This is a genomic window from Methanobrevibacter thaueri, from assembly GCF_015062915.1.
GTDB lineage: Archaea > Methanobacteriota > Methanobacteria > Methanobacteriales > Methanobacteriaceae > Methanocatella > Methanocatella thaueri_B.
The window spans coordinates 3,448-27,111 of record NZ_SUTJ01000007.1 but is presented as its reverse complement, the minus strand read 5'-3'; the positions used below and the strand labels follow the sequence as shown (position 1 = coordinate 27,111).

The 23,664-nt window shown below is 36.2% G+C and carries 25 protein-coding genes; 4 read left to right on the top strand and 21 right to left on the bottom strand.

What is annotated here, in order from left to right; genetic code table 11:
* Positions 1–72: 72 nt before the first annotated feature.
* On the top strand, positions 73–4,812 hold the full coding sequence (locus E7Z78_RS06020; RefSeq protein ID WP_303724259.1) for a hypothetical protein: 4,740 nt from the start codon (positions 73–75) through the stop codon (positions 4,810–4,812).
* Positions 4,813–5,956: 1,144 nt separating this feature from the next.
* On the opposite strand, the gene E7Z78_RS06015 is transcribed toward E7Z78_RS06020, so the two are convergent.
* From E7Z78_RS06015 to E7Z78_RS05970, 10 genes are all read right to left on the bottom strand, one after another.
* A complete protein-coding gene (locus tag E7Z78_RS06015; RefSeq protein WP_369693469.1) occupies positions 5,957–6,571 on the bottom strand; it encodes a phosphopantothenoylcysteine decarboxylase in 615 nt (204 codons plus the stop codon).
* A 31-nt stretch (positions 6,572–6,602) separates the two neighbouring features.
* Complete coding sequence (locus tag E7Z78_RS06010; RefSeq protein ID WP_303724257.1) at positions 6,603–7,115, bottom strand: flavoprotein; 513 nt, start codon at positions 7,113–7,115, stop codon at positions 6,603–6,605.
* 24 nt (positions 7,116–7,139) lie between these two features.
* The gene (locus tag E7Z78_RS06005; RefSeq protein WP_303724256.1) at positions 7,140–7,688 is read right to left on the bottom strand and encodes a PsbP-related protein; all 549 of its coding nucleotides are present in this window, start codon (positions 7,686–7,688) and stop codon (positions 7,140–7,142) included.
* A gap of 50 nt (positions 7,689–7,738) precedes the next feature.
* A complete protein-coding gene (locus E7Z78_RS06000; RefSeq protein ID WP_303724255.1) occupies positions 7,739–8,500 on the bottom strand; it encodes an endoglucanase in 762 nt (253 codons plus the stop codon).
* Between the two features lie 61 nt (positions 8,501–8,561).
* Entirely contained in the window at positions 8,562–9,365 is an 804-nt protein-coding gene (gene pheA / locus E7Z78_RS05995) for a prephenate dehydratase (protein ID WP_303724328.1), read from the bottom strand.
* Positions 9,366–9,403: 38 nt separating this feature from the next.
* Positions 9,404–10,207 (bottom strand): CBS domain-containing protein, encoded by an 804-nt coding sequence (locus E7Z78_RS05990; protein ID WP_303724254.1) that lies wholly within the window; start codon positions 10,205–10,207, stop codon positions 9,404–9,406.
* 22 nt (positions 10,208–10,229) lie between these two features.
* Positions 10,230–11,165 (bottom strand): CBS domain-containing protein, encoded by a 936-nt coding sequence (locus E7Z78_RS05985; protein ID WP_303724253.1) that lies wholly within the window; start codon positions 11,163–11,165, stop codon positions 10,230–10,232.
* Between the two features lie 71 nt (positions 11,166–11,236).
* Complete coding sequence (locus E7Z78_RS05980) at positions 11,237–11,935, bottom strand: 7-carboxy-7-deazaguanine synthase QueE (protein WP_303724252.1); 699 nt, start codon at positions 11,933–11,935, stop codon at positions 11,237–11,239.
* The gene (locus E7Z78_RS05975; RefSeq protein ID WP_303724251.1) at positions 11,932–12,450 is read right to left on the bottom strand and encodes a 6-carboxytetrahydropterin synthase; all 519 of its coding nucleotides are present in this window, start codon (positions 12,448–12,450) and stop codon (positions 11,932–11,934) included. Before E7Z78_RS05975 ends, E7Z78_RS05980 begins: the two co-directional genes overlap by 4 nt.
* The gene (locus tag E7Z78_RS05970; RefSeq protein ID WP_303724250.1) at positions 12,447–13,040 is read right to left on the bottom strand and encodes a DUF366 family protein; all 594 of its coding nucleotides are present in this window, start codon (positions 13,038–13,040) and stop codon (positions 12,447–12,449) included. Before E7Z78_RS05970 ends, E7Z78_RS05975 begins: the two co-directional genes overlap by 4 nt.
* 68 nt (positions 13,041–13,108) lie before the next feature.
* On the opposite strand from E7Z78_RS05970, the gene E7Z78_RS05965 reads away from it, so the two are divergent.
* The 3 genes from E7Z78_RS05965 to cas4 all read left to right on the top strand — a co-directional run bounded on the left by E7Z78_RS05965 (position 13,109) and on the right by cas4 (position 16,845).
* On the top strand, positions 13,109–14,182 hold the full coding sequence (locus E7Z78_RS05965; protein ID WP_303724249.1) for a DNA polymerase subunit beta: 1,074 nt from the start codon (positions 13,109–13,111) through the stop codon (positions 14,180–14,182).
* A gap of 253 nt (positions 14,183–14,435) precedes the next feature.
* Complete coding sequence (locus E7Z78_RS05960) at positions 14,436–15,914, top strand: sodium-dependent transporter (protein ID WP_303724248.1); 1,479 nt, start codon at positions 14,436–14,438, stop codon at positions 15,912–15,914.
* Between the two features lie 136 nt (positions 15,915–16,050).
* On the top strand, positions 16,051–16,845 hold the full coding sequence (cas4, locus tag E7Z78_RS05955) for a CRISPR-associated protein Cas4 (RefSeq protein WP_303724247.1): 795 nt from the start codon (positions 16,051–16,053) through the stop codon (positions 16,843–16,845).
* Positions 16,846–16,894: 49 nt separating this feature from the next.
* Here cas4 and E7Z78_RS05950 read toward each other — a convergent pair whose 3' ends face one another.
* The 11 genes from E7Z78_RS05950 to E7Z78_RS05900 are packed head-to-tail and all read right to left on the bottom strand — an operon-like array spanning position 16,895 to position 23,646.
* Positions 16,895–17,554: a DUF5612 domain-containing protein gene (locus tag E7Z78_RS05950; protein WP_303724246.1), complete on the bottom strand. Its 660-nt coding sequence runs from the start codon at positions 17,552–17,554 to the stop codon at positions 16,895–16,897.
* Entirely contained in the window at positions 17,547–17,810 is a 264-nt protein-coding gene (locus E7Z78_RS05945) for an energy-converting hydrogenase B subunit P (RefSeq protein ID WP_303724245.1), read from the bottom strand. Before E7Z78_RS05945 ends, E7Z78_RS05950 begins: the two co-directional genes overlap by 8 nt.
* A gap of 12 nt (positions 17,811–17,822) precedes the next feature.
* Positions 17,823–18,821 carry a respiratory chain complex I subunit 1 family protein gene (locus E7Z78_RS05940; RefSeq protein ID WP_303724244.1) on the bottom strand — a complete coding sequence of 333 codons (999 nt, stop codon included), beginning with the start codon at positions 18,819–18,821 and terminating at the stop codon, positions 17,823–17,825.
* A 3-nt stretch (positions 18,822–18,824) separates the two neighbouring features.
* The gene (locus E7Z78_RS05935) at positions 18,825–19,952 is read right to left on the bottom strand and encodes a nickel-dependent hydrogenase large subunit (RefSeq protein ID WP_303724243.1); all 1,128 of its coding nucleotides are present in this window, start codon (positions 19,950–19,952) and stop codon (positions 18,825–18,827) included.
* 11 nt (positions 19,953–19,963) lie between these two features.
* Positions 19,964–20,410, bottom strand: coding sequence for an NADH-quinone oxidoreductase subunit B family protein (locus E7Z78_RS05930; protein ID WP_116592432.1), 447 nt, complete (start codon positions 20,408–20,410; stop codon positions 19,964–19,966).
* Positions 20,411–20,902, bottom strand: coding sequence for a 4Fe-4S binding protein (locus E7Z78_RS05925; RefSeq protein ID WP_303724242.1), 492 nt, complete (start codon positions 20,900–20,902; stop codon positions 20,411–20,413).
* Positions 20,903–22,306: a 4Fe-4S binding protein gene (locus tag E7Z78_RS05920; RefSeq protein ID WP_303724241.1), complete on the bottom strand. Its 1,404-nt coding sequence runs from the start codon at positions 22,304–22,306 to the stop codon at positions 20,903–20,905. It abuts the gene before it with no gap.
* Between the two features lie 12 nt (positions 22,307–22,318).
* Complete coding sequence (locus E7Z78_RS05915; RefSeq protein ID WP_303724240.1) at positions 22,319–22,570, bottom strand: energy-converting hydrogenase B subunit J; 252 nt, start codon at positions 22,568–22,570, stop codon at positions 22,319–22,321.
* Positions 22,567–23,043 (bottom strand): MnhB domain-containing protein, encoded by a 477-nt coding sequence (locus E7Z78_RS05910; protein ID WP_303724239.1) that lies wholly within the window; start codon positions 23,041–23,043, stop codon positions 22,567–22,569. Before E7Z78_RS05910 ends, E7Z78_RS05915 begins: the two co-directional genes overlap by 4 nt.
* Positions 23,040–23,318, bottom strand: a complete 279-nt coding sequence (locus tag E7Z78_RS05905) for a hydrogen gas-evolving membrane-bound hydrogenase subunit E (protein ID WP_303724238.1) — start codon at positions 23,316–23,318, stop codon at positions 23,040–23,042. Before E7Z78_RS05905 ends, E7Z78_RS05910 begins: the two co-directional genes overlap by 4 nt.
* Positions 23,311–23,646: a hydrogenase gene (locus tag E7Z78_RS05900; RefSeq protein WP_303724237.1), complete on the bottom strand. Its 336-nt coding sequence runs from the start codon at positions 23,644–23,646 to the stop codon at positions 23,311–23,313. The genes E7Z78_RS05905 and E7Z78_RS05900 overlap by 8 nt, the downstream gene beginning before the upstream one ends.
* Positions 23,647–23,664 lie beyond the last annotated feature (18 nt).

Sequence of the window (23,664 nt, the reverse complement as noted above, 5' to 3'; positions counted from 1 at the left end):
ATAATGTAAAAAACATATTGAAATTCAAATATGCATCTGCCTAAAAGAATTAGTTTAAAGGAAAGAGGAATAATGAAAATAAAAAAATACTTATTAATAGTGATTATTCTATTAATACTTCTAAATATAAGTAGCATACATGCAACAGCCAACAATACCAACTCCATAAATAAAATAAATGATGAAACAAATCCCATCACTGTAGATTATAATAAAACAACAGACAATGAATTAAAAATAGAACCAAACACTACAGAACATACATTTCAAAGAGCTGAAAACCAAAATATTTTAACCAATTATTATGATGCAAGTAATGGAGCAGTCTATAATACCCAACTTAAATTAACTATTAATGACACAGACAAAAATGCAACATTAAATCTTCATGTTGAATGGGATTTATTGATGAGCCAAGAACATTATAACAAATGTCAGATACAAATACATGAAAACAATACAATAATACAAACAATAAACATTAATGAAACAAATAATCCCTACTCTCACAATCTACATCAAACCTTAGACATTCCATTAAGTTACAACATCAAAGATAAAACAGAAATAAAAGCAACATTGCTCAAAATAAACTCAAACATATTAAGTTTTGAAAAACAAAAAAACATCACACTAACCAACCTAAAAAACAATACAATACTCATAAACAACAACAATTACTCAAATGAAAATTGGACAAACACACTCAAATACTTAAAAAAAGCAATCAGCGAAGCCCCACATAACAGTATAATCAAATTAATTAATATCCAATTATTAAACGATGAAATCCAACCAATTACAATTAACAAAAACATTACAATAATCGGAAAAAATGCTACACTTAACGGACTAGAAAAAGGAACAATATTCATTATCAGCCCCCAATGTCATGTTACATTAATAAACCTAACATTTACCAACACCACAACAAATTATTTAATAAAAAACGATGGAAACCTTAAAATCATAAATAACAAATTTACCAATAATTTTGGAAGAATATTATACAATAATGGAGACTTAACACTAGAAAACACAATAATTGAAAACACCTCTGAAAATCATGCAGTTATAATGAGCAAAATAGAAGATACATTAGAAAACGGATTGATATACAATAATAAAATACTCATACTTAAAAACACTACTTTCAACAATATTCAATTGAATCCCCTGACAATACAAAATAAAAAAATAAACTGGCAAGGAGTAATAATAAATCAAAATAAAACTCTTATTCAAGATTCGAAATTCACAAACATCAACAACAGATTAATACAAAATAATGGCCATCTTAAAATAAACAACACACTAATAGAAAACATAACATCCACAAACATTGCCTACACAATCCAATATGTCAAACAGTTAAACAATGAGGTGATGTATTATTCTTATATTAAAAAAGCGAATTCACATGAAGAAGGCGCAATATACAACAACAATACATTAAATATAATTAACACTACTTTCCAAAAAATCATGGGAGGAAATGGCGCAGCAATATACAACAACGCCTCCCTGAATATAACTCATTCTAAATTCCATAATATTGAGGGTAATGACGGAGGAGCAATATACAACAATAAAAATCTAAATATATCAACATCAACTTTCCAAACAATCACTGGAAGCAATGGTGGAGCAATATACAACAAAGACAAATTAACAATAAAAGATTCATTATTTAACAATACACAATCCAAATCAAAATTTGCATATGGCGGAGCAATATTTAATATAAAAGAATGCATTATAAACAATTCAACAATAACTGAATCCAAAATTTCTCAAGGTTACGGAGGAGGAATATGTAACAATGGAATACTGACAATCAACAATACAATAATAAGTAAATGTAGCGGATCTGCCGTTGGAGGTGTAGGTATACACAATAACGGAATAATGACTATTAAAAACAGCCAAATAATCAACAATTTCATATCCCAAGCATATCAAATAGTGAAAGAAATGGATGATGGAGCATACAGTGTAGCAACCAACATATACAGTGGAGCAATATCAAACAGTGAAAATGGAAAGGCAACAATCGAAAGAACAATAATCAAAAACAACACACAAGTCAAAACTTTAGATGGAGCATGGGGATATCATTATTATTATGGAACAATAAAAAACAATGGAATAATGGAAATAACAAGTTCAATTTTTGACAACAACCAACCAAGAGACTGGAGTGCGAATGGTGCTAAAGGGTCAATAAACATTTACAATACCGGAACACTGACTGTAATGTATACATATTTATTGAACACCAAAACTTATGCCGGAACCCAATATTCTCCATTTAGCTTTTTATACAATACTGGAACATCAACATTAAACTATAATTTCTACTGCTTAAACCCAAGTAACATTATCCAAAATGCGAATCCAAATTATTATTTCATTCCTTCATTTAAATATGAATACTATCCAATCAAACTCAACGAAAACAAAAACATCACACTAACACTATCCCTAACCAACGGGCCAAATACCATAGAATTCAATGACTGGGACAAACTGCTCACCCCAGGTTTAAACGCAACAATTAAAACAATCAACGAAAACGGAGAATACATCAATATCACAACCCTCCTAAAAGACAAATTCACATTCAATTTCAACAACACTGCAATCAAAGGACAATATATAATATATGCAAGTATTTTAAATTATAATACTTCATCAATAGTTGATGTTGGAAAACAGTTCACTAACATGACCGTAACCTACAACAACATCACATACAATGACGGAAACAACATCACATTCCATGTTAAAATAAACAACGCAACAGGAAACGTAACATTCACCTACAACAACAAGAAAACCACACTCAACCTAACCGGTGGCGAGTGCAGCTTCACAATCAGTGAAACATTAAAACCGAACAATTACACCATGAGAATTGACTATAACGGCGATGAAAACTATTTCAAGATATTAAAAGAACACTTCCAGTTCACGGTCCATAAAATACCATTCAACGTTACAATCACAGCTAAGGAAATCAAGGTGGACCAGCAGGGCGAGATAAGAATAACCGTAACACCAAACACATCAAAACTAATCGGATACCTGTACATAAGTGACGGCAATAAAGTGCGTAAGTTCTCTGCCGACACTCAAGGATCAAGAACATTAAAGCCTAAAAACTTTGAGGAAGGAATATGGAATGCAACCGTAATATTTAATGAGGACGAATACTACATGGGCGGCAGTGCAAGCACCATCTTTATCGTAAGCAGATACACCACCAACATAACCTTAAACACCAGAGACGTCAAGGAAGGAGAATCCAATGCAACTGTAAACATCACAATCACACCAGGTGACGTCAGGGGAGAGGCAATCCTTGAAATCAATGGTGTTAACCAGACAATATTCATAAACAGCACAGTGACCCCTATTACAATCACTGATTTAAGGGAAGGACTATATACTGTAAACATCCACTATCCCGGAGATGCCAAGTACCTCCCATACAATGCCACAGCCACATTCAGCGTGGCCAGAATAACCTCAAAGTTAAACGTGGAGATAACATACAATGAAAACCTGACCGGAATCATCCATATCCAAACCAACTACAGAAACTGCACCGGCGAAGTGGGAATCTACATCAACAACGAACTGACAATAATAAACCTCACTGATGGTGAAATCAACACACCAGTCAAGTTCAAAAGAGGAACTAACTACATATACATCCACTACAACGGTGACAGTTATTATTCAATAAGCAACTGGAGCGACACTAAATTCCTGGATGGAAACCCTCAAATGACACTTGAAACAACAGCATTATTATCCAATCAGGAAGGATACATCAAAATAATCCTAAAAGACATTGGAGACAATCCATACGAATACACTGACATCACACTTGAGTTCAACAACCAAACAATAACATTGAAAACCGATGAAAACGGAACCATATACTATCCGGTGAAGGTGAACGCCGGAATATACACCATAAAAGCAACATACAACACAACAACAGTCACTAAAACACTGAACGTGAAAGTGCCAGTAAAAATCACTGTACAAATTCCAAACATCAGCCAGGACGATGACCTGATGGTTTATGCAACATTGACCAGTGATGAAAAAATCAACGATAACGTCATGCTTGAAATAAACGGCCAATACTACAAGATCATAATAACCAACGGTGTGGGATCAAGAAACCTCGGCGAGTTTAAAACCGGCCAATACACATTCAATGCAGTTTATCCTGGAACACAACTTTTAACATACGCAAACACCACCGGAACATTCAACGTAGCTACAAACAACTACAAGATAACCGGAAACACAAATATAATACAATACTATGGAGCAACCAAATACTACAAAATAAGACTCACCAACAACAACCAACCAGTAAAAGGAGAAATTATAAACATAAAAATCAACAAAAACACAGTACAAGTAAAAACCGACAGCCAGGGTTATGCAACACTAAAACTCTCACTAAAAGCAGGAAAATACACAATCACATCAACATATAAAAACATAAAGGTTTCAAACAAGATCACAGTAAAACCAACATTAATAACAAAAAACAAGAAAATCAAAAAGGGAAAAACACTAACATACACCGCAAAGCTTTTAAACAAAAACGGAAAGAAACTCAAAAACAAGAAAATAACATTTAAAATCAACGGCAAAAAATACAAGGCAAAAACCAATAAAAAAGGAATAGCAAAAATCAAAATCAAAAACCTCAAAAAAGGAAAATACAAAATAAAAACAAGTTATGGAAAACTAAAAAACACTAATACCATAACAGTCAAATAAAATACCTTTAAATCCATCACCTAAAAACCCACCACCATTATTCTTTTTTATTCAAAGATGATATGATATACTCATACACTGGAAAACCACCAACCAATAAAAAGTAACCATTCAAACACCAAAAACAATAAAAACCAAACAGCTACATTAAAAATAAGGCATTCACACATCAAAAAAATTCACATAAAATGAAAAATCAAAAGATTTACCCGGATATTAACAAAAAAGTATACAAATGATACTGCAATAAATAATCAAATACTTTAAAAGTATACAATCAAAAGATCCGAAAAATACACACAAACAAAAAAGACAAACACAAATATTCATATCATACACCAAACACAGACAACATAACAAAGACTAAAAACAAAAACAGATAACTTTAAAAAGAAAACACCCTAGAAATTATTTAAAATTAATCAAAAAATAAAACAAAACCACCATGAAAAAGACAATAATACATTGCCCATACAAGAAAAATTATTAAAAAAAATCAAGTGAAAAACAAGTGATAACAAGTGAAAAAATACATCTGAGAAAATTAAAAAAATACTACAAAAATCAACAATTAGTAATACTTAGATACCTTTTTATACTATAAAATAAAATATTATATATGCTAATGCAAATAAAATAAAAGTTCATTGAAACGTCCTTTAGGTTGATTCACTCTATTAATCACTCCATTTAACTCATTCCTAAAGGCATGGACTTTTTTTATTGAATAACTTATTTTCCGAAAACTTTTTTTTAAAGACTGATTTACCGTATTTTAATCTAAAAAGTATTACTCAATAATGCTTATATTCGACTGCAAATTTATGTTTTTATCCGAAAAAATAAATGTTGTAAAGACAACATTGAAAATCAACTTTAAGTATAATACAAAATTGCAATTACAAAACCATATCAATTTACAAACATTAATGGAAAACAAAAGCTTTACATGACACTTTAGTTTTTGCCAAAAAATATAGGTCAACATGAAAAACCAGAGAGAAAATAACTTTAAGGAAATGAAAATTATGATAAAATAAAATATAGGTAAAACACATACCCTATAAGATAATAGATTGGAATTTTAAAATACAGTAAACTATTCTATAAAATTATGCAATAAAACTAGTGCATATAGATTGACTCATACCTTTTTTGAAATTACATCAAAAATACGTTTTGCAATCTCCCTTTTTGATGCCAATGGTATAGTCAAAACATCCTCATCAACAATCAGCACCTCATTATTGTCAGATCCGAAGTGACAGCAATCCCTGGAAATGTCATTGGCAACAACCAGGTCGGTACCGGCATCTGCAATCTGTTTTCTGGCGCATTCAATAATGTCATCTCTTGAAATGTTAAATTCCGCCTTAAATCCTACAAGGAATATATCCGGATTGATTTTCTTGATTTGGCGAATGATTTTTGTTGTAGGTTTCAAATCTAAAAATAGTGAATTAGAGGAATCCAGTTTCTTATCGGATTTCTGCTTGAACTCAAAATCAGAAACGGCAGCGGTTGATATGAAGATATCATAGTCAGGTACCAGTTTCAAAACCGCATCGTTCATTTCCTTGCTTGTCTCAACATGGACAACATCAAAAACAGATGGGATTTCAACGCTGACATTAGCTACAATCAATGTCAAATCAGCCCCTCGAATATATGCTTCACGTGCAATGGCCAAACCCATTTTTCCTGAAGACTTGTTTGTTATTCCCCTTACTGAATCAATAGGTTCATAAGTACCGCCCAGACTAATCAGAATCTTTTTGCCTTTAATCATATTAATCTTTTTTGTTTAAATTGATGGCTCTCAATGATTCAAGAACAATATCCTCTTTTGATGGGAACTTAGCCTTTCCCTCATCCATTCTTGGCTTTATGAATGTTGCAGTGCCTTCACTTTTGATCTTTTCAATATTCTCCCTGATTGCCCTGTACATTGAATCATGCATTGACGGGACAAAAATTATTGGTGTGTCGTGTCCCTGGGCTGTTATAAGGAGTGTTGAGATAAGATTGTCTGCAATCTTGTGGGCAAATTTGGAGATTGTGTTTGCAGTGGCTGGAGCAACCAGTATCAAGTCTTCCTGAGAGTATTTCACATGCTCGATTTTGCCTGTGAGCTTGGTTACCACCTCATTGCCTGTGGCAAATTCCATGGCATTCGGATGAATGATTTCACATGCTGACTCGCTCATGAAACATTTGACTTCCATGCCTTCTCTTCTCAGCTCACGAGCCAATTTAATTGATTCGGTAGCTGCAATACTGCCTGTAACACATAATATAATCATAAGAACACCTAAAAAAATAAAAGATTATGTAATTTGAATATCGCTTAGGATATAATCAAATACATATAAGTTAGCTTCGAACTGGTCCAATGGAGCACTGTACATCATAACATATGCCTGGCCTCCTTTTTCAAACCAGACTGCCTTATGCTCCCTTTCAATACCGTTGTCAGTGGAAGTGTAGACATACTCGAAGGCAGGTTTTCCCGCAACAACTGAGTCTCCGGAAGACACGAGCTTGAATGAGGAATCATACTGCATTTGCTTATAGGTATCGTTTACAAATGTATTGAACTCCTTGTCAAGCGCTTTTTTCTCGAAATTGATGTTGACCTGACCCACACCTGCTGCGTCTATTGAATCAAGTTTTGAAATGGACATTATTGAATAATTTGAAGTTGCCTGTGAAGCACCCCAATTTGATGGATATGTGATTGAAAGCCCTCCTTTTGACAGGGTTTCAATAGTTGTATCGTTGTTGGAGCTTCCTTGGGCGCTAACTCCAGAAGCTATGAACATCAAGCATATTATAACGATTAATGCAATTACACTTCCCTTTAATATTTTATTCATGAAAATCACCTTAATTGGATTTTATCTTACATTACTCCATTATAATTAATTTAATCATCGGATCCTGAATCAGAGCCTCCACCAGAATCGGAACCGCCACCGGAATCAGATCCACCTCCTGAATCGGAACCGCCACCAGAGTCTGAACCTCCTCCTGAATCAGAGCCCCCACCTGAATTGGAACCTCCACCAGAGTCTGAACTGGAACTTGAACTAGATGATTCGTCTGTTGTTGTTTCCGTGGTGGTTTCAACCTCTACTTCAGTATCATCATCCTTATCATCAGTATCTGTATAATTTGTATTGTCGACTGTTGTATTTGTCACGTTAGTTACAACTGCATTAATTTCAGGGAATGCTGTATCCTCAACAATTGCGACTGTGGCTGGGGCAGAACCTGTTTGGAAATCAAAGTTGAATACTCCATAGGCTACACCTGCAGTGAATGCAATGACAAGCACCAAAACTGCAATCAACCTGAAAGTACCCCCGTCAAGGGATGACTTTTTCTTTTTATTGTACTTCGCATCGTCTTTTTTCGGATTAATAATATATTTTTGAACTAAATCTTGTTCCTGTTTTTTCTTGTCTACCGCAGGCCTCTTGCTTCTTTTTTTACTGTTTTTAGGAGCACTTGGTTTGCCTTGCATAGACCTAATTCTTCGAGTAGCTTCCACTGCATCGATAGAATTCAATTTATCCTCATACTTGGAGCGGAAATAAATGTATTTTTCCCTGGAGATTTTTCCAGAATTATAATCTGCTTCCAGACTGCTCATAATATGCAGAAGTTTATCTCTATCATCTGACATGCCTACCCTCCCTGAAATTATTATAATGTAAATTATATTAATACAATAATTTAAAGTTTACTTAAAATTCAGGATATGAACCGAGAACTTTTAAAAAATAAGTGTTTTCATCTATCTCACTCAATATATCTTGAATGATTTTATCTTCTATATGGCCGTTGAAGTCAACAAAGAACAGATATTTGCCCAAACCTTTCTTGGACGGTCTGGATTCGATTTTAGTCAGGTTGATGTTATCCTTTTGGAATATTCCGAGAATATTATACAATCCACCCGGCCTGTCCTCATATATTGAAAATATTATTGAAGTCTTGTCCTTTCCTGTAGGCTTGTGATTTTCTTTTGAAACAACAACAAACCTTGTCTCGTTATTGTCTGTGTCCTGGATGTTTGCCTCGAGAATCTCCAATCCGTATAGTTCCGCAGCAACCCTGTTTCCAATGGCTGCCTTGTTTTTAAAGCCAACAATATCCTTTGATGCCCTTGCAGTACTTACTGCATAATGGGGTTGGATCCTGTGTTCACTTATGAATTCCTGACACTGGGCTATAGCCTGGGCATGTGAGTAAACGTCCTCAATGTCCTCCATTTTTGTTCCTGGATTGACTATCAGATTCTGATTGATCGGAATGATTATTTCCTTGTAGATTTTCAAGTCGAACTTATGTGCCAATGAATCCAATGTTATTCCAACCGGACCCTCAATAGAGTTTTCGATAGGAATGATTCCAAAAGAAGTTTCTCCATTAGCAACGCTTTCCATTACTGCAGGTATTGTGCAGTATGGGATTAGCTCATCACCCACCAATTGTGCTGCCTCGTGAGTGAATGTTCCTTTAGGACCTAGAAATGAAATTAAAGTAATACTTAGACCCCCTTAAAAAAAATAAAAAAAGAGATATTTTAAGATTCTAATTTTTCAATTAGTCTTAAAATATCAGTTTGGGTTATTATACCAACTACATTGTCATCTTCAACAACAGGCAAACCGTTATAGCCGGTATCCATCATGACCTTAGCCACTTCGGATATTGTAGCGTCTTTTGTGGTCACTGTTGGGTTTGAAGACATGATGTCCTCAACAAGAACCTCCTTGATTTGAGATTTTTGATATTTTTCAGGCACTTTTTTCCTGAAGTCGATGAATGCTCTCATCAAGTCTTTGGAAGTTACCATACCCTTGAGGTCTTCCTCGTCAACTACAGGGACTCTGCCTACATGAGCTTCCATCATTTGTCTTCTTGCGTGAACAAGTCTGTCAGTTGGTGATACAACAACCAATTCTTTTGTCATGATTTCTTTAACAGTGATCTTATCAAATGCAATTCCTACTGCAAGAGTAACGAAATCGGCCTTTGAAACAATTCCAACCATTTTGTCATCTTCATCCATGACTGGAACGGATCCAATTCCATTTTCCAACATTAATCTTGCCACTTCATCTAATTGCATAGTTTCAGGCACTGTAATTACATCTTTAACCATTACAGATGAAATATGAAGTCTTGATGCAGGCATACTTTCATATTTTGCAGAACCAAGTTTAGCGGCAATGTCCCTTTCGGAAATAATTCCCACCAACTCTTTATTGTTTGTTACCGGCAAACGTGAAACGTTGTGTTTACGTAACAATTTCAAAGCATCAGAAAGATTTTGATCTTTGTCCACGGTAATAATATCCTCAGACATCAAATTCTTAATTTGCATATTATCATCTCCTAAAATAATTTTAATATCTTTTAACTGCGTTCAATATGTCTCTTTCGGTAATGATTCCTATTACTTCATCACCTTTAACAACTGGAACTCCACCAATGTTTTTATCAGCAAAGAGTTCACATAACTCTCCAATAGTCATGGTTGGTTCAACTGTGATTGGTTCTTTGGCCATGATATCGGAAACTACTGTTTTCAATACGTCAGTTGCTAAATTGGAATTTAAATTATCGAAGAGTTCTTTAGCGTTTAGGAATCTTATTACATCGGTAGAGGTAAGGATACCTAATAATTTTTTAGCAGCTTTGGAAATGTCTGCTTCACCACCTACAATAGGAATTCTCCTTAAACCATTTCTTACCATGATTTTACATGCATCTCCTACAGGAGTTCCAGGAGTGGTAGTGAATACTTTAGGACTCATGTAATCTTGAACTGTGTCTTTACCTGCAACGCCTGCTAAGGATAATGCAATATCCCTTTCAGTTACGATTCCTGCAAGTTTTTCATCAGCATCCACAATAGGTATTGCACCTAATTGGTTTGCTAGCATGGTTTCAATTGTTTCGCCAATTGAAGATTTGTTAGATTCAGTAATCAAATCGCGAGTCATGATTTCTTTAACAGGCTCGTTGATAGCGGCTAGGAAATTGTCTTGGTATTTTTTCTCAATAATGTTGAATTTTTTTCCTCCACCAAAGAAATCTAATATATCCATTACGGTTACAATACCTAATAATTTACCAGAACCAGGATCAGTGATTGGTAACCTTCTAAATTCATGTTCCATCATTACTTTTGCAGTATCCTTGATACTTTTTGAAGGAGGAATTGAAACAACATCTCTGGTTGCAATAGCCATTATGTCTCCTTCTTTGTCATGAACTTTGGTTTGACGTTCAACTGCACCTGTGTTTGATTTTCTATTAACGGATGTTTTATCTTTCATTTTCACACCTCATTTCTTCATAATTGCTATCTCTAAAAATAAAATCATAAATATAATATTAAAACAAAAATTCACTCTATATCCAAAATCTTATGGATTTGAGGAATGGTGGAAACATCAAAATATTGCCCAACAACTTCGGAAAACTCAAATAATTTAAAATTAATGTCTTTCCATTCTCCTAATGGACTAGAAGGTTGGATAATTATTTTAAGGTTGCTTTTGTTTGAAATATTCTGTGATAATTTTTCAACTACCTCTTTAAATGACTTTATTTTTGTTGACGGCAATATAACTACTTTACAATATACATTTATTGACTTTGACATTAATAAATTTAGTGATTTAATTTCATTTAAAAAAATACTTTCATCAAATTCTCCATCAAAATGCTCAGGAAGCTTAATGTCCAATGAAACCATATCCAATTTCTCAATTGAAGAAATTTTATCTGGCAATGTTCCATTAGTCTCAAGCATGATATTCAAATCAGTATGGCGAGACACCTCAGATATGAATTCAGGATAAAGGCTTGGCTCACCACCTGTGAAGGATATGCTTTTGCAGTCAGGAGTCAATAGTTTATTAATCTCCTCGAGAACCTCACTAGGAGTCATCAGCTTGCCGGATTTTTCGGATTTGCTGCCATTGGTGTCGCAGTAGTTGCAGTTCAGGTTGCAACCTGCAAACCTCACAAAAATCTGTCTTTCACCTATCAGGAGGCCTTCACCTTGAAATGATGAAAATATTTCAATGACTGGAGCTTTCATTCGAAATCTTTCCTATATTCTGCACCTTGACCTATTCCCTCATTTACACAAACTGAAATGTATTCGAGATTATCATAGGTTTCAGAGAGTTTCTTGGCCAGACTTTCTGCGAAAAACTTGGAAAGTTCCTCAGCGGATGTGTAAGGCAAAGGAAGCAATATGCAATCTTCGCTAGGTATTGTGTATCCTTTCTCTTCAATTTTAAAGAATACTGATTTTTCCTTTTTCAAATTGAAGATTGAATCCTTACCCTTGTCAAAATCCTTGAATTCAATTAAATCATTGTAAACGGGAATCAGCAATCTGTGGTCCAGTTCGTCACATATTGCTTTTGTGTATTTTTTAATATCCTTGAAATCAACTACAAAATCAAATTTTCCTGCCCTTTCACCTTCGATTTCAATGTCTACGAAGTAGGAGTGTCCATGAATGAATCCGCATGATTCATGTCCTGGAATCACATGGGCGGAGGAAAACCTTAAGTTTGATTGAATGCCATTAACTAAAATTTTCATCCTAACACCTTTGTCTTGCTTATGTCATTTTCTATTGTTTCCAATTCATCAATGAATCTTTTTACTGTTTCATTGATCAAATCCAATAGATTGTCTTCATTGAATACTTGTTCATCATCAACTCTAATGTCATATAATCCTATTGTTTCAACATCGCTAGGGGTTCCCTTATCCTCCAGATTCAGTGCAAAATGGATTTTGGCTGAGCTTAAGGAGACGCTTGCAATGGAGATTGACAATTTCCTGCCATCTACGAAAATGTCATCGCCTTCCCTTTTGGTTGAAACACCATATTCTGTTAATATTTCCCTGAAAATCATTACAAGAAGCCTTTGCCTTAGATATGCAATCCTCATGTTGGTTGGCTGCTGGTCAAAGAATTCGCAGATGAAGTTAACCATATGGTTTGATTTGATTTCAAGCCCTACGTCGGCAAAATCCTTCAGGTTATCCGGAGTGATGTTGACCGGACCAATCCAGGTTATTATGGAAGATCCGTAGATGCCAAATTCCTGAAACGCCCAGGATGGATTTATTTGGCTTCCATCATATTCGAATATTTCATCAACATGTTTATGAGTAATAGTCATGAATTAATTTAAGATTAAATATTTATATAAATATTAAGATTGAAAGTTTATACAAAGGAGATTATAATATGGAACAAGTAAGAACAAGAGATTTTATCTACACTACTGACGATTTATATTTCGCATCAACCAATTACATTCACCCAGAAAACAGAGTGATATCATTCCTGAGATATATTCCAGACCCTGAAGGAGACCGTGAAAAGGACGGCAAAAGATACAGAAAAGTCGGGTCTGAAGAGGCTTACAGCTTTTTAAGGAAAAACTATCCTGATTACTTATACTTTTCCGATGTCACAAACGTTGAAATGATGGGTGTGCCATTGGACAAGGTTGAAAGAATAATTAAACCTGAAAACAGACTATTAGGTCTTAAAAAGACTTTCGATGAAGGAGGAGAGGTCAAAAATCCGGAGCTCATCGCAAAACTTATGGATGTTGCTGACTTTTTCCATTTCATGGCGGACATCCCATATGACCATCTTGGAATTTCAGGTTCCATATTGCCTGGACTTCAAAAAAATGACGTTTCCGATTTGGATTTTGTAGTTTATGGTCTTGACAATCACAGAAGAGCAATAGCTGCATTTAAACAGCACAGAGGAAAGGAAGTCTACATTGAAGAGGTTGACAAGCACATTACCGTGGAAGGAATCACCAATGACTACTGGGATTTCGTGTATGACAAGAGAATGTTTGATGAAAGCCTTACAAAAGAGGAGTTCAGATGGTATGAAAACCGTAAGGCAAACCGTGGAACCATCAACGGAACCCTGTTCGACATTCTTGCAACCAAGGATTATGATGAGATTGAAGGTGTCTGGGGAGATACAGTCTATGAGCCTCAGGGAATCGCACAGATTGAATGTGACATCGTAAGTGCACTTGGAGCATTCGACAACCCTTCACTTTACACAATCGAGAATGTGGAGATAATTGATGGAGTGGACGTTCCATTAAAAGAAATCGTTTCATTTACACACACTTATGCCGGAGAAGTTGTTGACGGCGAGCACGTGGTCGCCAAGGGCAAAGTGGAAAAGGTTATCGTCAATGGAGAGTTCAGCCATTACCGCATAGTAGTGGGAACCACACGAGAAGCCATTGATGAATACTTGAAACTTAAGGAAAGTCCTGCATAGATTTTATGAGAGAATTTTTTTCTCTCAAACCATTTTTTTAAACAACTTCTAATTTAAATAAAGAAAAATCATTATTTTAATATTAATTTAACCTATTTTTTACCAAACGAATAATATTCACTGCTAAAAATAACAACCTAATAAAACATTCAACTATTTTAAAAGAAAATTATCACAATTAAAGCAAAATTAATGCAAATAGTATATAAACTTCAATGACATAAATATTAAGCATTGATTAAATTGTGATAAAATGACAGAAACCAAAAAACAAGAATGGAATAGTAATCTTGCATTCATGATGGCAATGATTGGTTCCGCTGTTGGACTTGGAAACATCTGGCGTTTCCCAAATGTATTGTATTCCAATGGTGGAGGATCATTCATGATTCCATATATAGTTTCATTATTTCTCTTAGGTATCTCATTCGTTCTCGTGGAATATGCCGTGGGATTTAAGTTCAAGAAATCCATTGCAAGAATATTATACTCTATCAAAGGAAAATTAGAGCCAGTAGCATGGTTCATATTATTAATCGTATTTCTGATTACAACATATTACGTTTGTGTAGTTGGATGGGACTTTATATATATTATTTTAAGTTTTACAAAGGCTTGGGGTTCAAACCCTGACTTATACTTTGCAAATCATGTGTTACATGCAACAGATTCAATTTCCGGAATAACAACCATTGTTCCGAACGTTTTAATTTCAGTGTTCATAATCTGGTTCATTGCATGGGCAATCATCAAAAGGGACTTGAATGATGGAATCGGTAAAGTAAGCCAAATCCTATTGCCTTTGCTATGTCTAATCGTTATCGGAATTGTGGCCTTTTCACTCACATTGCCTGGTGCATCAATCGGATACACACAGATTTTCACACCGGACTGGAGTGCATTGACCAACCTGGACGTTTGGCTGGCAGCATTCGGACAAATCGTATTCTCTTTAAGTCTGGGTATGGCTATTGCAATGACATATGCAAGCTACTTGCCTGAAGGATCCAAACTGGTTGACAATGCATTGATTGTTGCATTTTCAAACTCCGGTTTTGAAGTGTTCAACTCAATAGGAATCTTTTCCATTTTAGGATTCATGACCCTTTCAAGCGGAATACCATTCAATGAGCTTGTAACCGAAGGAACAGGTCTTGCATTTGTTGTTTTCCCACAAGTATTCAATACCATGGGACCTGCAGCATATGTAGTAGGACCATTGTTCTTCATATGTATCTTATTTGCAGGAATCACATCAGTTATTGCTCTTCTTGAAGGAGTATGTTACTCAATTTCAGAAAAATTCCTCATTGAACGTAAAAAGACCGCTACAGTAGTGTGCATTATCGGATTTTTAATATCCTGTATCTTTGCAACCGGTGCGGGAAGCATAGTTCTAGGAGTTTTCGACGCTTACCTGAACAACTTCGCATTGCTATTTGCAATACTGCTTGAATGTATCATCTTCGGTTGGATTTACAAATTCGATGACCTTATCGATACATTGAACAGGAACTCCTCAATCACAGTGGGCAAAACCTGGAAAGCAGTGATTAAATTCATATTGCCTATCTGTATTTTAGGCCTTTGGATTCAAGGGGTTTACTCAACTATCAGCAGTGCAGACCAAGTGAGCGTAATAATCATGGCAATATTGACAGTCGCCCTGATTGTCGTGCCTTTCATATTTGCAAAATTGCCTGCAATCAACAAAGATTACTACAACGTATAAAATTAACTTCAAATAGCTAAATTATTAGCTATTTACTTTTTTTATTTTAAATAAACTTATTTACTTCATTTATAACTTCTTATTTTATATATTATTCAAGATATAATAATATTGAGAATTTTAAGAGGTTATAAAAATGATTAATGTCTCTTCCATAAAACAATATATGTACTGTCCAATGAAACTATACATTCAAAATCATGTGGACATGAGCGAAAACGATAATTATCAATTGTCAATAGAGATTAAAAAGCTCAGGATTGACATTCAGGATTTGATTGAGAAGAATATGCGCAAGGTCAAAAAGGACATGACCATAAACGAGATTGAAAATATTCTCTCACAAAACATCGACCCATACATTGAAAGCACAACCAAAGCCATCAGGTCAATGGATTTAGGTCTTGAAAGCTCACAAATCAATGAAATCATTGACAATGCATATTTCAACATCAAGATAACCGCATTGAGAACCAAACAGGCAATGACCATTCTAAATAAAAATGCAAATGGCATAATCGACATGTTTTTCCCGAACTGCATGTACTCATACATGCTGAAGGACAAGGGTCTTGAAATGATTGGGATTTGCGACAAGATTGAAATAATCGATGGAATCTACTATCCCATAACACTCAAGAACACAAATCCTCCACTTAAGGGAGTCTGGGACCAGGATGCAATCGAGCAGGCAGCATATGCAATACTGATTGAGGAATCGTTTAAAACAGAAGTCTATGTCGGGTTTGTGAACTATGAAAAGATAGGAGAGAAACGTCCTGTCGTCATGGACATCAACCTTAGAAAGGATCTGTTTGACATTATCCGTGAAGTCAAGGAAATCGTTGAGAACAAGAAACTTCCAAGTGTTAAAAAAAGTGCTAAGAAATGTGAAAAATGTGAATATAATGATATTTGCTTAAAAAATTAGTAATGAAGGGAGTTAATGAGTAACTCCCCTATATGTCCATAAACATGAATTAATACTTGATTTTGTCGCCTAAGCGTTCAATATTAAAAACAGCAGTGTCAGCTATTGACATTACCGCCAAAACCCCTGCTTGAATTGGGTCAGTAATGATTAAATCTGCATATTTGGTTACGCTTCCAGGCATGTTAAGGCAGATTACAGTCAAATTGCTTTGCTCCTTAACCTTTTTGACAGCCTCGGTTATTTCACCACCCATAAGTGAACCTGCAAGCACTAAAGCGCTTACACGAGGAAGTCTTGAAATCGCCTCAATAGCTTCAGCAAGATTTTTTTCACCAACCAACGGGATTGTATCGACACTGATACGCTCACCGCGTATATTATGCCTATCGGCTTCGGTAATTGCTCCAGTGGCCACTTGGGACACTTGGGCACCGCCACCAACAATGATTATACGCTTACCCCATATGTCGAATTGTGAACCGTGCAGCTCAACTGATTGCACTTCAGGGATAGCATTCAAATCATCCAAAAGATCATCGATATTTTCAACGTGTTCAAGTTCCAGATTGATGGAACCCATATTCTGTTTTTCAACAAAAAGATGAACATAACTGATATTGGCACCATGATTGGTGATAACATCAGTGATATCGTCCAAAACACCTTTTTTCTCATCTGATTTGATTGTTAATGTATAATCACTCATTTTCTGGCCTTACTTTATCAAGTTCTGCATGGGCTCTTTTCCACATGCTTAAAAAGTTATCGTTTTTGCTGACTGGAATTACTTCAAGCCCTAAATCCTTGTGCTCCTGAATCCATTCCTCATGAAATACTGGTATTTCAATCTTTATAGGTTCAGAGGTTTTATTTACTACTATAAGATTCCTGTAGGGAAAATCCCATTCAACAATATATCCTCCAAGACTTACCATGTGATACGGTCTCATAACAAATTTCATAAATAATTCCTCCTATAATAATCCAAGTACGATAGATAGTATTCCGAGTAATGTTGCTCCCAAGATTGTAGGCAGCAATTGTCTATTTGTAAACACTGGGCTGAACGCTGAAAATATTCCCATCATGAACACGAATATCAATGCCACAACAATGTTGACCAGAATTCCCCAGGACATGATTGTTGGCGGAACTCCAATGAACAGCACTGAGAACACTGCACCAAGCACGAACATGAAAAATCCTCTTGTCAGATAGACAATGGAACGATATTTTGCTGCGTATTCCATGTATGGTCCTTCAATAACGTCACTTTTTGCCTTAATTATTGAAAACGGATATTCATTCAATATAATCATGTAACCGATGAAGAATACGATAGCTGCAATTCCACCTGCCACTGTAAAGAGGAACGGTCCGTGAGCATGCTGGTATGCAACAATGTCAGACAGAAATATGCTTCTAGCTGCAGTTACAGGTGCAAACAATGCAAGGTACAATGGGAATGAACCGTAGGTAATCATCCTGAGTGACCTTTTTGCACTGATGTCTTCAATGAATGACCTTTGAGCATTTAAGTGTGCTCCACCTTTTACAATATCTGGGAAAGGCATTTTTAGAGACATTACAGACTTGGACAGTGCACCCATCAGCACGTAACAGATTTCCTCGACTTTCAAAAATCCTACAATAGCCACAAGGCTTGAAAGTGCAGGGATTTGATATGCCTGAGGAGTCAATGCTATGAGAATGCATAAAACCACAATAAAGCATATTATCGGAAGGGACTTGTATAATCCTGGAACCGGTGATGACACTTCTACATTCTTTTTATATAGGAATTTCAATGGTGCCATGATTCCCGGAGCGATTACAATCGGTCCGATCCTTTGCTGTATTCTTGCATGAACATATTTACGCTCGATTCCTGGAAGTAATGTTGAAATTACAAAACAAACAAGTACTGTAAGTATTACTGCTAGAACTGAATTAACAATTGTACTTTCAAACATTTTCTACCTCCTTATAATCTCTATTGCTCTATCTGTACATGTGAAACATGGGTCACATTGTACGATACATAATTGTGCGTCTGTAATCTGATCACCAATACATGCGTATTGCATTGCCCCAATATTGGCCATTGAAGGTGTTCTTATAATGCAATGCCTTACACGGCCGCTTTCAAGGGCGTATGAGTGGTAAAGTGTTCCCCTTGGAACTTCAATGTAACTTTCAGTTATGTCTGTGTCAAACATTTCCCAGTCACGGTTTATAACCTTGCCTTCAGGGATATTTGCAATAGCTTGTCTAATTAATTTTATTGATTCGAATGATTCCAATGCCCTCATAATCAAGTTTGACTTTACGTCACCGTCAGGCTGTGTTATAACATTGAAATCAAAATTATCATATTCGAACATGGTTGTCCTTAGGTCTCTTGCAACACCGGTTGCCCTGAGGGTCGGACCTGTCACTGCAAGCTCAATTGCTTGCTTTTGAGGTAATACTCCTATTCCGGTCACCCTTGACAAGAGTATGGAATCCGCTAGGAACCTATCTACAAAATTGCTAAGACCTTCTTCCAAGGCATCCATGTCATTTTTAAGCCTTAAGAGTTTAGCTTCATCCAAATCACATCTTGGCCTTACTCCACCTAAAACGGAACATCCGTATTGCACACGGTTTCCTCCAATCATTGCAAGCAGTTCCATGACTATTTCCCTCATGTAGAATATTCTCATGGAGAACGTTTCATGGGACAATACCTCACAACCATGCGCCAAATATAAGAAGTGTGAATGCAAACGTTCAAGTTCGCCCATTATTACACGAATGTAAGTGGCCCTTTCTGGAATTTCAATGTCCAAACCGATTTCAGCGGTTCTGCATGAATTCCATATATGTGAATTTGAACAGATTCCGCAAATCTTTTCAGTGAGTGCATTAGCCTTTTCCACAGGAAGCCCTTCCATAATCCTCTCGATTCCTCTGTGATTGACTCCAATTGTGATTTCAGCCTCTTGAACGATTTCATCTTCTACAAAAAACCTAACCCTATACGGTTCCAATGCAGCAGGGTGAACTGTACCCATTGGAATTTCTGTTTCAATAATATTGCTTCTCGGTACTTTCTCATCCATCTTATCACCTCTCAGTCCGCATCTAATAATGTAGGTAAAAGTGTTACAACACCAGCTAAAACATCCTGTGGCCTTACGGCACAACCCGGAACCTTAGCAGCTACAGGTATGATGTTTTCAACCGGTCCTTCAATCTCTTCTGAAGGAATGTCACCATAACAGTTCTTATAAACACCACCCATCAAAGCGCAACTTCCTGCAGCCACGACCAGTTTAGGGTCAGGAATGGCTTCATAAATTGCCTCCAATGGTTTTCTATTCAAGTGAGTAACTGGTCCTGTGACAACCAGAACATCGGCTTCACGAGGATTCCATGTTAAAAACACATTATATTGCTCAGCATCAAATCTAGGTGATAATATTGAGTTTACAATTTCAATATCGCAACCGTTACATCCTCCGGTGTACACCAGCATGACATGTATTGCCCTTGCTCTTGAAAATGACTTAAGTCCCATCTAATCACCATCCTCCTGATTCTTCAATACTGTCTTGTCGGACAGGTATTGAGCAATGAATTTAAGTTTATCGTCAGAAATTTTAAATGGCTGTTCGAGTGCGCTTGCAATGTCGACTTCCTGGTCTCCGACGTTGCTTGGGTGAATTGTTCCCTTTTCACCGTAAAGTGAAAATACCGGACAGAAGTCGTGGCAGTAATAGCATACAACACATTTTTCAAGATTAATTTCAGGCACTTCAGTTTTAACCCAGTCGTCTGTTATCTTGACCGGACTTGCCAGTTCCTTCATCTCCACTGCACCTGTTGGACAGACGTTGGCACATCCTGCACATCCAATGCAGGCCTTCTCGTCAACCCTGTCGTCAACCTTAACTGATAGTGTTGCGATTTGATTTCTCATATCCATATCAGTTACACGGTCAGCTGCAAAAAAGATTCTTTTAAAGTTAGTAAATGCTCCTTCCAAAGCTATTCTTAGTATGCTACTCATTTAAATACCCTCTATTGAATCTTTAAAATTTCTCTCGAACAGGAATGCCCTTGCAGGACATGCGTTCTTACATGCTCCACAGTATGTGCATTTCTCTTCATTAACTACATAATTACCATCAATCTCTTCGATTGCATCATATGAACAGATTCCGTGACAGACTCCGCAATGCATACATAATTTCTGCTCGATGAAGTTGAATCCACCATCAATCTCATTCTTGTACATTGTGGATTTTGGAATCGCATCAACAGGACAGTGGACTGCACAGTTTTCACATAGGATACATTTATCCATATCAACACTGATTGTTCCCCTGTGAAGGGTAATTGCGTCCTCCTGACAGAATTCAACACAGATTCCACATGATATACAATCGTCGGACACCTTGCCGTCCCATGTGTGAGTCATGAACTGACGAGCCTTGGTGTCGTCACAAACCTGTACACATTTTCCGCAGCTTACACAGAAGCCTGCGAGTGTAGGCAATTCCTCATCTTCCATCTCATCATAGATAAACATCTCATAATCCTCATGAAGAGTGTTTATCGGACAGTAGTGAATTGCCACATCATGAGTGACGTTTTCAGTGTCAATTGTCGGATCATACCTTAGCTTGCCTTCATCTCTTTTAAGTGACTCGTTTTCACATAAGTCAGCGCATAAACCGCAATTGAGACAGGATATGAATGAACCTGTCGGTTTTTGGTTCAGCTTGTTGATTACGATATTTGAATTGTCAACAGAGATTGCATTGTTTGGACATGCCTTCATACAATTTAGACAAAGAGTGCATGTTGACTTGTTAACGATTTGAAGCTTATTCATTGAGCCGTTTGGACAGACGTCCTCACATAATCTGCATTGCCTGCAGATTCCATCGTCCCAGTCAACCTTCACATGTATCGCATTGGTAGGACAGTACTCCTCACATCTGCCACACAGTATACATTCATCAAGGTCTGTTCCGAAGTATCCTCTTGAAACCTCTTTGACCTTGCTGTCCTTTTTGGATGGCAGATTATCAATCGGAGGATTTAGAATGTTCAATGAACGGATTAATGTCAATTGCTTTTCCTTTTCATATTCAAATCCGTCAACACGGCATTCAGGATATTCTTCAGCACAGACTCCGCAACGGGAGCAGATTCCATAAACAATACCATCCTCGATGGTTATATTGTTTGTTGGACAATTGTACATGCACATTCCACAGCCGTTACATTTGGCTCTGTCTACAACATATCCACCATAACTATTCTTGAATATTGCGCCATTCGGACAGTTCTTATAACATATTCCGCATGTCAGACAACTGAATGGCACTCCATTGATTAATTTAATAGATTTTGTAGGACATGTTTTAATACAGCTCTCATCACATACATTAGTCGATAAAAACATTATAAAAACCCCTTATTTACTCCTTGCAAATATTAGTTTGCCTACAAAAATTCCAATTAAAGCAGATAAAAATGCGGTGGAAATAGGCAAGTCTGTGTAGAACGGATAATTGCCTGATTGCCATGCCACAATAATTCCTGCAATTAATATAAATACAAATGATCCAAGAGTGAACTTTGCATCACTGACATTAAGCTTGATTTGTGAACCTATTACCAAGCCCAATATCAAACCGAATATTATTGGTCCTAAACTTAACATCATTCACTCTCCTCCACAATTTTCTTGAATCCTGCAAATGCGATTACAATGGAAGATAATCCCACGAACACTTTCAAACCAACAAATATGTTGAGGTATGGGATAATTCCCGCATTTGTCACGTCCGGATAATGTGCTACGCTTTGAATTGCCTGAGGAACTACATTAAGCAAGTCTGTACCGAAGTTGTACAGGTAGAACCCTCCTACAAACAAACCGATCAATCCGAAAATGATGAAACCTAATGCACCTACGGATTCTAAAACTTCAATATAAGTGTGAGACAATTCAAGTGGGGAGTTACCCAATCCATAAACAAGAATGGAGAGTATAATACCACTTGCTATCATTGCACCACCTTGGAAACCTCCACCAGGAGTGATGTGACCTCCAAGAATGGTCATTACACCTAAACAAATCAATATGATTGATATTGGTAAGGATATTAACTTTAAAATCATGCTGCCTTGACTCATCTTTTATCCCCCAATAATCCTCTACCGAATATTAATAAAACTACTAAACCTGCAGTTAACAGTATGATTGATTCTCCTAAGGTATCGTATGCCCTGAAATCGAATATGACTACTGTAACCAGGTTTGGAGCGATTTGTGTTCCTAAAGCATTATAAATGTTACTTATGCCAGGGTTAATCATGCTGCTTAAGTGGAATATAGCGTCCAGCAAAGTAACTGAGAATATTGCTGTTAGGACTGTTGCTAGTAAATTACGAATTGTAGTGTTAGACAAGATTACCCCCCCAGTACATGAATACTACAAGTATTGAAAGAACCGCTATTGCATAAAACAACATTTTTTCAAGTGAATCATCCTGTTCCATCTTAACCTTAGGGATGAGCGGAATATTATAGATTAATACAATAGCAAGTATTAATGTGACTAAACCTGCAAGCAATACACTTATATGCCTTAAAAGTATTGCAGCCAGAACCAATGAAACAATCAGGAATATTTCAGCAGTGATGCTTCCGGAAACATCGGCATTTGTAACCGGTCCCGGTGAGAACACTTTCCTGAATTGCTTTACAACATTGAATATTTGATCATAGAGTTTCATAATATTCCTCCTACAAAG

Coding starts and splice junctions, on each gene's coding strand:
- E7Z78_RS06020 (WP_303724259.1), top strand. CDS start 73: ATGAAAATAAAAAAATACTTATTAATAGTGATTATTCTATTAATACTT.
- E7Z78_RS06010 (WP_303724257.1), bottom strand. CDS start 7,115: ATGATTATATTATGTGTTACAGGCAGTATTGCAGCTACCGAATCAATT.
- E7Z78_RS06005 (WP_303724256.1), bottom strand. CDS start 7,688: ATGAATAAAATATTAAAGGGAAGTGTAATTGCATTAATCGTTATAATA.
- E7Z78_RS06000 (WP_303724255.1), bottom strand. CDS start 8,500: ATGTCAGATGATAGAGATAAACTTCTGCATATTATGAGCAGTCTGGAA.
- E7Z78_RS05990 (WP_303724254.1), bottom strand. CDS start 10,207: ATGCAAATTAAGAATTTGATGTCTGAGGATATTATTACCGTGGACAAA.
- E7Z78_RS05985 (WP_303724253.1), bottom strand. CDS start 11,165: ATGAAAGATAAAACATCCGTTAATAGAAAATCAAACACAGGTGCAGTT.
- E7Z78_RS05980 (WP_303724252.1), bottom strand. CDS start 11,935: ATGAAAGCTCCAGTCATTGAAATATTTTCATCATTTCAAGGTGAAGGC.
- E7Z78_RS05975 (WP_303724251.1), bottom strand. CDS start 12,450: ATGAAAATTTTAGTTAATGGCATTCAATCAAACTTAAGGTTTTCCTCC.
- E7Z78_RS05970 (WP_303724250.1), bottom strand. CDS start 13,040: ATGACTATTACTCATAAACATGTTGATGAAATATTCGAATATGATGGA.
- E7Z78_RS05965 (WP_303724249.1), top strand. CDS start 13,109: ATGGAACAAGTAAGAACAAGAGATTTTATCTACACTACTGACGATTTA.
- E7Z78_RS05960 (WP_303724248.1), top strand. CDS start 14,436: ATGACAGAAACCAAAAAACAAGAATGGAATAGTAATCTTGCATTCATG.
- cas4 (WP_303724247.1), top strand. CDS start 16,051: ATGATTAATGTCTCTTCCATAAAACAATATATGTACTGTCCAATGAAA.
- E7Z78_RS05950 (WP_303724246.1), bottom strand. CDS start 17,554: ATGAGTGATTATACATTAACAATCAAATCAGATGAGAAAAAAGGTGTT.
- E7Z78_RS05945 (WP_303724245.1), bottom strand. CDS start 17,810: ATGAAATTTGTTATGAGACCGTATCACATGGTAAGTCTTGGAGGATAT.
- E7Z78_RS05940 (WP_303724244.1), bottom strand. CDS start 18,821: ATGTTTGAAAGTACAATTGTTAATTCAGTTCTAGCAGTAATACTTACA.
- E7Z78_RS05935 (WP_303724243.1), bottom strand. CDS start 19,952: ATGGATGAGAAAGTACCGAGAAGCAATATTATTGAAACAGAAATTCCA.
- E7Z78_RS05930 (WP_116592432.1), bottom strand. CDS start 20,410: ATGGGACTTAAGTCATTTTCAAGAGCAAGGGCAATACATGTCATGCTG.
- E7Z78_RS05925 (WP_303724242.1), bottom strand. CDS start 20,902: ATGAGTAGCATACTAAGAATAGCTTTGGAAGGAGCATTTACTAACTTT.
- E7Z78_RS05920 (WP_303724241.1), bottom strand. CDS start 22,306: ATGTTTTTATCGACTAATGTATGTGATGAGAGCTGTATTAAAACATGT.
- E7Z78_RS05915 (WP_303724240.1), bottom strand. CDS start 22,570: ATGATGTTAAGTTTAGGACCAATAATATTCGGTTTGATATTGGGCTTG.
- E7Z78_RS05910 (WP_303724239.1), bottom strand. CDS start 23,043: ATGAGTCAAGGCAGCATGATTTTAAAGTTAATATCCTTACCAATATCA.
- E7Z78_RS05900 (WP_303724237.1), bottom strand. CDS start 23,646: ATGAAACTCTATGATCAAATATTCAATGTTGTAAAGCAATTCAGGAAA.